The 10,453-nt window shown below is 72.2% G+C and carries 6 protein-coding genes and 1 pseudogene; 3 read left to right on the forward strand and 4 right to left on the reverse strand.

Annotation, left to right across the window (positions count from 1 at the left end; genetic code table 11):
- Positions 1–424: 424 nt before the first annotated feature.
- Positions 425–1,735 (reverse strand): ABC transporter substrate-binding protein, encoded by a 1,311-nt coding sequence (locus tag ABT367_RS38565; protein ID WP_352258283.1) that lies wholly within the window; start codon positions 1,733–1,735, stop codon positions 425–427.
- 171 nt (positions 1,736–1,906) lie between these two features.
- Between ABT367_RS38565 and ABT367_RS38570 the strand changes: the two genes are divergently transcribed.
- A complete protein-coding gene (locus tag ABT367_RS38570) occupies positions 1,907–2,353 on the forward strand; it encodes an SCO4402 family protein (RefSeq protein WP_352258290.1) in 447 nt (148 codons plus the stop codon).
- A gap of 160 nt (positions 2,354–2,513) precedes the next feature.
- Entirely contained in the window at positions 2,514–3,386 is an 873-nt protein-coding gene (gene purU / locus ABT367_RS38575) for a formyltetrahydrofolate deformylase (RefSeq protein ID WP_352258285.1), read from the forward strand.
- 12 nt (positions 3,387–3,398) lie between these two features.
- Here the strand turns inward: purU and ABT367_RS38580 are convergent, their stop codons facing one another.
- The 3 genes from ABT367_RS38580 to ABT367_RS38590 form a co-directional block, all read right to left on the reverse strand.
- A complete protein-coding gene (locus ABT367_RS38580; protein ID WP_352258286.1) occupies positions 3,399–4,670 on the reverse strand; it encodes an ABC transporter substrate-binding protein in 1,272 nt (423 codons plus the stop codon).
- A gap of 20 nt (positions 4,671–4,690) precedes the next feature.
- Positions 4,691–5,680: a hypothetical protein gene (locus tag ABT367_RS38585; RefSeq protein WP_352258287.1), complete on the reverse strand. Its 990-nt coding sequence runs from the start codon at positions 5,678–5,680 to the stop codon at positions 4,691–4,693.
- Between the two features lie 237 nt (positions 5,681–5,917).
- Entirely contained in the window at positions 5,918–9,868 is a 3,951-nt protein-coding gene (locus ABT367_RS38590; RefSeq protein ID WP_352258289.1) for a tetratricopeptide repeat protein, read from the reverse strand.
- A 77-nt stretch (positions 9,869–9,945) separates the two neighbouring features.
- On the opposite strand from ABT367_RS38590, the pseudogene ABT367_RS38595 reads away from it, so the two are divergent.
- Positions 9,946–10,453 (forward strand): annotated as a pseudogene (locus ABT367_RS38595) (putative protein N(5)-glutamine methyltransferase); the annotation flags it as partial.

Here is a 10,453-nt window from a genome sequence, read left to right on the forward strand (position 1 = left end):
CTGATCCGGCGGGTCTGGGCGGTCCCTCGCGGCGCCCCGCAGCCTCGCGGCGCCCCGCTGGCAAGTTGGACCCTCCCGGGGATCACACCCTCGCGGCGCCCCGCACCCTTGCGCCGCCCCCAGCGCCTTTGCGGCGCCCCGGCACCCTCATGGGACCGGGCACCCTCACGGTGCCCCGGCACCAGCATCCGAACGGGCACCCTCGCGGCGCCCTGCACCTTCCGGTGTCCGCCGGCCCTCGCGGCGCCCTGCACCTTCCGGTGTCCCCCGGCCCTCGCGGCGCCCGCACCTCCCGGTGCCCCCGGCCGTCGCGGTGCCCTACCTCCCGGGAAGCCCCCTCCCGGGAAGCCCCCTTCGCGAGGACAGCCCCTCACGCGGACCGCCCCTCACCCGGACCAGCCCGAGCCGGCAAGCCGCCCCCCCCTCAGATCGTCCGCTCCAACGTGTCCGCCATGTTCACCGACGTCCTGCCCACCGCCGTCAGTTGGCCCCGCTTCACCTGTTGGAACCAGACGTGGGCGTTGACCATGCGGGGGTAGTCGCGGACGGCGATGGTGTCCTCGAAGCGCCAGCTGAGGGTGGGGGTCAGGCCGCCGGTCTTGATGCGGACGCCGTCGTTCAGGGCGCGGGTGACGGCGCGGGCGTCGACCGTGCCCTCGCCGAGCGAGGTGACGACCTGCGTGAGGACCGTGTACGCGATCCAGGTGTTCTGGACGCGCGCGTCCGCGGGGTCGATGCGGTTGTCGTTGAAGGCCTCTTCGCGGATCACCTTCCGCATCGGCTCCCAGCGGTCGTCGCCCGCCGCCGGGTACCAGCCGGTGACGTACGCGCCCTCGTAGACACCGGACTTGCCGCCGCCCCGGTTGATCGAGGTCTGGTCGAGCGAGCCGAGCACCGAGCCGATCCGTACGTCCTGGAAGTCCTCGCGCACGCGGCGCAGCGAGTCGAAGAACGTCGTCGTCTGGTCGCCGAGCGCCGCCGTCACACACCCCTTGCGGGCCTGCTCACGCGCGCCCTCGGTGCCCAGCGTGGTCGCGAGCGACGCGGGCGCGCCCGCGGAGGCGAGGGCGCGCTCCGCCTGCGCCGTGAAGTCGTTGGCGTCCTCCTTGGCGCGGATGTCCGTGGCCGCGGGCCGCCCGGCCTGCTTCAGCGAGAAGTCGAGCAGCTCGGGCAGGTCGTCGCCGGCGATCGTGTCCGGGCGCACCAGGGAGACCTTGGCGCAGTGCTGGGCGAGCTGACGCCCGTTGCCCGCCATCAGCGCCACCTGCCCGCCGTTGACGGGATACGAGAGGGGGCTGGTGAACTCGTCCTCGGTCAGCCCGAAGCCCCCGATGAACGGGATGCCCTCCGCCTCCAAGGTGGACAGGAACGACCGGCCGTACTGGCTGTAGGAGCCGACCACCGCTGTCACCTCGGCCTCGACCGCCTGCCGCGCGCAGTCCGCGGCGCCGTTCACGTCGTTGTGCTCGTTGCAGGTGATGACCTTGAGGTCACGTCCGCCGAGCCCGCCGTTGGCATTGACCCACCGGGCGTACGCGCGGGCCATCGCCGGGACGCCGGGCGCATCGGTGCCCTTGGTGTTCTCCGGCGCCCAGGTCATCACGGTGACCGGGCCTTTCGGGTCCGACGAGAGTCCGGGTATCGCACCGCACCCGGCGGCCAGGGAGGCGGTGACCGCCAAGGCCAGGAGGCGGTTGAGTCGACGGGTGGGCAGGGCACGCGGCCGATCGGTCATGGACACGCACTTTTGCGTCACGTTCCGAATCTTTGAGTGAAGTTGAGTCAACGGAAAGTGACTTGAAGGTGAACATGGGGGGCCCGGAGGGTCGCCCGGGCGAAGAACGTACGATCGGCAACCGTGCAAAGCTCGGAGAAGTCTTCCCGTCGCGGCCGCCGCTCCTCCACCATGGACGGCATGCCCTTGAACGACATGCCATGGTGGCGCTGGCGCAGCAACGTGCGCTCCGCGCTGCACATGATCTCCGACCCCGTCTTCCAGCAGGAGTGCTGGCTGGCCGGACGCGAGGAGTACGGGGACGTCACCGACGCCGTGTACCGCCTTGTCGAGGACACCTGGCTCGACAACTGGTCCGCCGAGAAGTACGTCGGCACGATCTTCCGCGACCCGCAGGAGGCCGCGCTTGTCGACACCGCGGTGCTCCGGGTCCTGCGGATCATGCACCAGGTCGGCCCCGACGCCCCCGTCCAGACCTATCTCGAGCACCACGGCTGGCCCGAAGCGGTCCGCGCGGCACGCGAGGCTCACGTCCGCATGGCGCAGAGCGACGGGGACGACCCGGACGCGGCGCCGCGCTCCCTCGAGGTGCTGCGGATCATGACGCGCTCGGCCTGAGCGGCTTTCTCGCAGGTCGGGGCGGCGCTGTCAGTGGCGGCCGATAGTCTCAAAGGGGCTCGGCCCCCGGGAGGGCGGGGTCTGTCCGGCTTACGGCGTGCCGCTGTCCACGAGCCGGTACGCGTCCCGGCCCCAGCCCCGCGTATGCGATCCTGCCTGGATGAGTGAGCAGCCCGCGGCCGTTTCCGACCAGTACGTCCTGACTCTGTCCTGCCCCGACAAACAGGGCATCGTGCACGCCGTCTCGTCGTATCTCTTCATGACGGGCTGCAACATCGAGGACAGCCAGCAGTTCGGCGACCGTGACACCGGCCTGTTCTTCATGCGGGTGCACTTCTCGGCCGAGGCGCCCGTCACCCTGGAGAAGCTGCGCGCTTCGTTCGCGGCGGTCGGCGACTCCTTCCAGATGGACTGGCAGCTGCATCAGGCCGAGGCCAAAATGCGCATCGTCCTGATGGTGTCGAAGTTCGGCCACTGCCTGAACGACCTGCTCTTCCGCGCCCGCACCGGTGCGCTCCCGGTGGAGATCGCGGCCGTGGTCTCCAACCACACCGACTTCGCCGAGCTGGTCGCCTCGTACGGCCTGCCCTTCCACCACATCCCGGTGACGAAGGACACGAAGGCCGAGGCCGAGGCGCGGCTCCTGGAGCTCGTCCGCGAGGAGAACGTCGAGCTGGTCGTCCTCGCCCGCTACATGCAGGTCCTCTCCGACGATCTGTGCAAGCAGCTCAGCGGCCGGATCATCAACATCCACCACTCCTTCCTGCCGAGCTTCAAGGGCGCGAAGCCGTACCACCAGGCGCACACCCGCGGTGTGAAGCTGATCGGCGCCACCGCGCACTATGTGACCGCCGACCTCGACGAGGGACCGATCATCGAGCAGGAGGTCGAGCGAGTCGGCCACGAGGTCACCCCCGAGCAGCTGGTCGCGGTGGGGCGCGATGTGGAGTGCCAGGCGCTGGCGCGTGCGGTGAAGTGGCACGCGGAGCACCGGATCCTGCTGAACGGGCGGCGGACGGTCGTCTTCGCCTGAGGGGTCTCGCCGTTACGAGGTGGGGCTCGGCGGCGGGCTGCCGCAGAGGTCGTCGAGGAGGAAGGTCTCGTCCTCGCGCTGCAGTTCGGCTTCCCGTTCCAGGCCTGCGAGGAGCGCGTCGAGCGCCTTGTCGTCGTCGGGGGCTTCCAGGAACTTCAGCACGGCCCGCTGGAACGCGTCGCGCAGGGACGGCGGCATCGCGTCCGAGGCGTCGAAGCAGATCCGGTCGGCGCCGTAGAGCAGGTCCCGCACCTTCGCGGTGGCGCTGCCTGGCGTCGGTTCGACCCCCATCGCCCCGGGGAACAGCGGGCGCTCGCCCTCGCTTTCGGCCGAGGCCGCCCAGGCCGTGCGGGCCTCAGGGCCGGTGAGCTCGCGGACCAGGTCCCAGGCCTCGTCGCTCGCCTTGAACACCGCCGCCATGTCGCCGGAGACCTCGTAGGTGTCGGTGTGCTTCTTGCCGATCCCGGACACGAACTGGGGCGTGGGGGCGGGCTGGTACGTGGCGTCGTAGTGGCGCCGTATGAACGAACCCTGGTGTTCCAGGCGGCACTTCGCATCGCTGGAGTCGAGCAGTCCGCTGTCGGCTTCGAAGGAGCGCGTGAGCGCCTTCGGCCGCTCGTCACCCTTCGGCAGCAGCTTCCGCCAGTCCTCCCAGGCCTGCCGCACCCTCTTGTCGGTCCACGGCACCGACCGCTCCCCGAGCGCCCACTGCTGGTAGACATCGGGGCCCTGGCGTCGCAGCAGCAGGTCCTCGATCCAGTCCGTACCCGGCCAGCCCGATGTCGCGCCCGAACTCATGCCGAGGCACCACTGCTGTGGCTCCTCCGAGCGGTCGTCGGGGTCGTGCCACACGATCCCCTTGAGGTCGATACGGACCGGCGCCCAGTACGCCTGCCGCGTCAGCTGCTTGTCACCGGCGACCGTCACCGTGACGTCCGGAGCCCAGGGTTCGATGGCCCGGTCGGCGATGTCGTCGGGCAGGGGATGGGCGTGGCCGTGCTTGGCGTAATCCGTCAGTTCGCCGAGGCTGTTGAGGATCGCGACGTCCGGGGGCGCGCCGGCCTGCAGCTGCGCCACCAGGGTGTCGCGCAGAGAGCGGGTGCCGGAGTAGAAGTAGCGGACGCCCGTGCGCTTCTCGATCTCCTTCAGGGCCGCCACGAACGGCTTCTCCTCGCCGTCCGTCCAAGGCCCCAGGACGGTGACGGTCCGGTCCTCGGCTCCCGTGCAGGCGCCCGCGGACAGGGCGGTCACGGCGAACAGGACGGCGCCGAGGGCGGTTCGCACCCTCGCTCTCCATCGGCCCGTCATGCCACCGCCCGCCTTCCGGCCGACGGATAGCCGAGCCCGTAGCTGTACAGCGCGAGCCCCGCCGAGACCGCGCCCGCCGTGCCCACACCCAGGGCGATACGTGCGGTCTGGGCCCAGCCCACCGGGCCCGCCTCGTCCAGCCTGTCCGTGATCTCCCCGCCCTTCCTTGCGAGTTGCTCCTGTGTGGACTCGGGGGCGGACAGCTCGTGGACCTGGTCGCGTACGGCACGTTGTGCGGCGTGCTCCTCCAACGCGCCCGCGGCGAGCAGCCCGTACACGGACGCCGCGAGCGCGAGCAGCGCCCACAGGGGAGCGCTGATCAACCGCAGCCGGCGGCGGCAGAACCGCAGAGTGCCCAGCAGGACGACGGCGAGCAGCGCCGCGGCCGGCAGCGTGACGAGCGCGAGGAGCAGGGGGGTGAGTGCGGCCGACTGGGCGCGGGTCTCCTGCCGCAGTTCGGCTTCGAGGGCGGCGATCCGGCCGAGCAGTGCGATGGGTTCGGCCTCCGGGTCCTTCAGGTCCTCGCACTTGAGCGCCTTGGTGCTCTCGTCGCACAGGATGTCGGCCCCGTAGTTGACGCCCGCCTTGCGCATTCCGGAGTTCTCGCGGTTCTGGTCGGCCATCGAGATCGCGTCGCTGTAGGACTGTACGAGGCCCTGGATGATGCCGAGTTGCTGTGCCTGCCGTGCGTCGAGAGCGGCGGACCGGCCGACGCTGTCCAGGGCCTGTCTGCCGCTGCTCAGCAGCGTCTCGTAGCGGTCTCCGATCGCCACCTGCCCCTTCCGCTCGGGCACCTGTTCCTTGTCGAAGGGCCCGAAGCGGCGTACCGCCTCCTCCTGTGCCCCGTGGAGCAGGACCCGCGCCGTGGCGAGATCGGTCACCGCGGGGGCCAGACGGTCGCGTACATGGTCGGTACGGCCGTGCACGTCGAAGTACGCGCCCGCGGTGAGCGCGAACGCAAGGAGTGCGAGCGCCGGCACAAGCACCCTGCGCTCCCGCAGGAACTCCGAGGTGCGCCTCGGTGCCCCGCCGCGGGACGGCTCCCCGCAAGCCCACCGCCACACCTCCGGCCCCGACCGCCGCGGATCCAGCCACTTCGCCCGCACCCGCACCCAGCCCCGTGCCCGCGCGGCAGCGTGTCGTGTGCGGTCGACGCCCGCGATTCTCAACTCGTCTGCCTCCTCTGCCTGTTCCGCCACCCGCGGTGCATCGCGACCGTCCCCTCACCCGCCGCCCGGATCCCGGCCTCCGGACAGCCAGCGGGGCAACCGCGGTCCCGCCGGACCGGACCGGTGCCGCACCCGCGTCGGCCGTACCCGGTTCGCGTTGTCCAGGAGCGCCTCGATCAGCGCGTCGTCCGCGGTACGGCCCGTGTCCGGCACCTGCTGGGCCAGGCGGCGGTAGCTGTCGGACAGGCGCAGCAGGAGCTGCTCCTCCGTGCGCGGGACGCGCAGCGGCGGCGGCAGATCGCGGTCGAGGGCGACCGGGAGGCGGCCGGCCAGTTCCGACCAGGGGTCGCCGCCCGTGCGGCGGGCCGCGTCGACCACGAGCACCAGGAGTTCGAGCAGATCCGTACGGAGCCGCTCCTCGGCCGCCGCGTCGGTGAGCCCCTCGTACTCGACGAGCCGCCGCAACGCCGAGAACGCGCGCGCGAAGTCCGCGAGCGTGGGCGGCGGTTGGCGGTCGTGCAGGCCCGCGTGGATGCGTACGAGAGCGGTGCACGCGGCCGTGCGGTGGCGGGAGTCCGGCGGTACGCCTTCGAGGGCGACGACCGCCTCGCGCGGCAGCCGGTCGGCCAGATGCATCCGGGCCAGACCGAAGGCCGCGCTGCCCTGCGCGTGGTTGCGGCACCACACCGACCGGTAGAACTCCTTGGCCTGTTCCGTCTCGCCGAGATGCTCATGGCAGTAGCCGAGGGCCAGTTTCGGCGCGTACTCGCCGGGGATGTCCTCGTACACCTTGGTGAACAGCGGCCGGGCCTGCTCCACCCGCTGGTGGGCGAGGTGGAGCAGGCCCTCGTGCCAGGCGATGCGCCAGTCGTGCGGGGAGCGTTCGGTGCCGATCAGGAGGCGGGCCTCGTGCAGCGCCCCGTCGGCCGCCTCCAGTTGGTGGACGAGTTCGTCGAGCGGCATCCGGGCTCCCTCGCGGGAGTCGCCGGCCTCGCGTGGCTGGGCCAGGGCGTTGCGGGCGGCGCGGGCCTGGTGGATGTGCAGCCGGCAGCGCAGGAGCAGCAGTTCGGGGGTGGCTTCCCAGCGGGCGATCCGGCCGAGAAGTCCCTTCGGGTCGTTGTACGAAGTGCGCTGCAGCCGCTGCCAGTTGGGATCCATGCGGTCGGGGTGCGGCGCCGGCAGATCCGCGGCGGCATCCGCCGGGGTGGGTGGCTGCTGCGGGCCGAGCTGCCGTTTGTACGAGCCGCCGGTGGCCCACTGATCGAGGGGCGGGGCGGCGCCGAGTCCGCCGTCGAAGGTGTCGGCGACCGGTCCGAAGTGCAGCGAGGGTGCGAAGGTCTCCTCGTTCAGGCGCAGGGAGCGTAACTCCCGTAGCACCGCGTGGAGTTGGCCCGCCATCTCCTCGGCGGAAGCGAAGCGTTCCGCCGGATCCGGGCGCGTGGCCCGCGCGATCGTGAGCCGCAGCGAGTGCGCCCCGAGGCCGTGCACCGTGGGTGCGGCCTCCAGGAGGCAGCGCAGCACCTCGCCGAGGCAGTACAGATCACCGGCCGGATCCATCCGCCCTTCGCCGCCCGCCTCCGGCGGGTTGACCGTGGCGGGTCCCGCCTCGCCGAAGCCGCGTACCGCCGCGACGTCGATCAGTTTGATGGTGTCGCCGCAGTGCAGCACGTTGTTGAGCGACAGATCGCCGTACACCAGCTCCTTGCCGGTGTGCAGATAGTGCAGTGCGTCGAGGATCCTGACCCCGTACACGGCGATGAACTCGAAGACGCGCTCGTCGTGGAACGGCGGCTCGCGGCGCAGCATCCGCTGCCGGATCTCCTCCAGGGTCAGCCCGTCGGCGAACTCCATGACGAGCAGGGGGCCCGCGCCGTCGTTGTCCAGGATCGCGTTGTGGACCTTCACGATGAACGGGTGGTTGAGGTCCACCAGGCGTACGCGTTCGGCGGCGGCCTGCTCGACCGCGCTCGCATCCCGCGGATTGTGCCGCTTGAGCGCCACGAGCCGGTTGAGCAGCGCCCGGTCGTGCGCGAGATATACCTGCCCGTAGCTGCCGCTCGCGAGCTTCCCCACCACGTGGTACTGCTGCTCGGGCTCCACGAACCGCGGCACACCCTCCGCGGCGCCGGAGCGCGGCCGTGGTGTGCTCCGGGGCGCGGGGCCGGTGAGCTGAGGGCCCTGCACGTTCACCCGCGGCAGCTCCTCGAGGCCCTCGCCCGGCGGCTCGATGCTGATCTCCAGGGGTGCGGCCAGGCGTGCCTCGCGGGCGCGCAGCGCCAACAGCAGGTTCTCCACGTCGAGTTCGAGCAGATACAGGTCGTACGCGGCGCGCAGCGGATCGCTCACGGCCGCGCGGCGGTGCCGGTCGAGGCGTCCGAGGAGCTCATCGGCGTCCCGCGCGCGGGTCTCGTGGGTGCGCTCGGACAGCCGCTGCCGCACGCGCCGCAACTCGTGCAGCCGCTGCTCGATCCGCTCGCCGACGGCGGCCGGCCACTCGCGGCCGAGCAACTGCTCGTAAAGGAGCCGCAGCAGCGGCGCGCCGGGGTCGCGGAACGCCAGCAGCAGCCGGGCCTGCCGGCGCGCCCGTACGGCGAGCAGCAGCGCGAGCACGTCCTCGGGTGCGGAGGCGCAGTCGTCGGGGAAGAGGAACGCGGCGGTCATGCCGGGGCAGTCCGCGGCGATACGGGAGAGCAGGAGCTGATCGCGCCCGCTGCCGTGTTCCGTACCGGAGCTCTCCTGTTCCGCACCCGGGCCCGCTTGCTCGGCACCTGAGCCCGCCTGTTCCGCACCGGAGCTTTGCTGTTCCGCACCGGAGCCTTCCGTCCCGGGCCCGGAGCCTTCCTGCACAGGCCCGGAGCTCTCCTGCCCCGGCCCGGGGCCTTCTCGCCGTGGCCCGGGGACGAAGCCCTCGTGCCCCGGCCCGGGTCCGGAATCGAGCCCGGCCCGTTCGGCGAAACGCCGGATCAGACTGGAGACGGTGCGCGTGGTCGCGTCGACCGCGAAGTCGATCGCACCGGTCAACGGCCCGCCACCGCCCTCGGGTTCCGCCGTCGCCGCCTCCTTGCGCGCCTGCTGCTCACGGTCGGCCGCGAGCAGGGTCCCGCGCAGCGTGTCCAGGTCCCCGGCCCTGCCCTGCCGTACGAACACGACCTCCACCGGCAGTGCGTCCATCTCGCCGTCCAGCCAGCGCACCAGGCGCCGGCGCAGACCCGGATCGGGCTCCTCGCCCGCCGAGGCGCGCACCGGCCGGGCGATATCGCCCGCGACCGCCCGTACACCCGTGACCGTGATCCCCAGCTCCTCGAGCCCGAGTTCGCGCTGGATGGTCTCGGTCGGGATCAGCGAGGCGTGGTCGAGCCGGTCCGCCGGGTGCGTGGTGCCGCGCCGGCCGAGCCGGTGGGTGAGCAGCCCGATCACCTTGCCGGAGCGGCCGTGGACGACACCGGCGCCGCTGTAGCCGTGCCGTATGGGGACGTCCTCGATGTCGAGTGCGACCCAGCCGGACGCGGGCCGGGGCCCGCTCGCCGGGCGGCTCGCCCCGGCCAGGCTCTCCGGATCGCCGAGCCCGAGCAGTACGGTCTCGGCGAGCTCACCGCCGAGCAGGTCGGAGGGGTATCCGGTGACCTGCACGGGGGCGCCGCGCGCGGGGATCTGCCGGTGCAACTGGGCCGGTTCCACCCCGTCTTCGGGCTCCTGCTCCAGTTCGAGCAGGACGAGATCACCGCCGCGCCCGGCCCGTGGCGGAATCAGCCGCCCCTCGACCACCCGCGCACGGATGGGTTCGGCGGGTCCGGGCGCGCCGGGGAAATCGACGTACAGATTCTTGTGGGGCCGACCGGAACTCGGCGCCGCCGGCAGGACGACATGGCCGCAGCTCACCACGTACCGCCGGTGCAGCAGCACACCGGCCCCCAGCGGCTCGGCCCGCCCCTCGGCCCGGAACAGCCGGACGCGCCAACTCTCCCGACCAGGCGTCGAGTTGGGCGTGCGGCGGGATGTCCCCATGAGGCTCAGGGTATCGGCGGGCGAAGGGCCCGGGCATGGTCACGTAGGGTGCGGTGGTGGTGAAAGGTGGCCCGTATATGACGCGCACGGCACGTATCGACTCCTTCGACCCGCTGGTCGTGCGCCTGCGGGCGGCGGGCTGCGTCTTCGCGGAGGAGGAGGCCGAGCTGCTGATGGACGCGGCCTCCTCGCCCGAGGTGCTGGAGTCCATGGCGGTGCGCCGCGTCGCGGGCGAACCCCTGGAACAGGTCGTCGGCTGGGCGGAGTTCGCCGGCCTGCGCATCCTCCTCGACCCGGGCGTCTTCGTCCCGCGCCGCCGCACGGAGTTCCTCGTCTCGGTGGCCCTCGGGCTGCCGCTGGATCCGGCCCCGGTGGTCGTCGACCTGTGCTGCGGCTCGGGTGCGGTGGGTGCGGCGCTGCTGTCCGCGCTGCCCGGATGCGACCTGTACGCGGCCGACATCGAGCCGGCGGGGGTCGCCATCGCCCGCCGCCACCACCCACCCACACCGGAGATAGAGGGCGACCAGGTCGGACCCCGGCCGGCCCCGCAGCGCCGCCGGCACAACGAACAGGCCCCCACCCACC

This window comes from Streptomyces mesophilus (genome assembly GCF_040300965.1).
Classification (GTDB): domain Bacteria; phylum Actinomycetota; class Actinomycetes; order Streptomycetales; family Streptomycetaceae; genus Streptomyces; species Streptomyces mesophilus_A.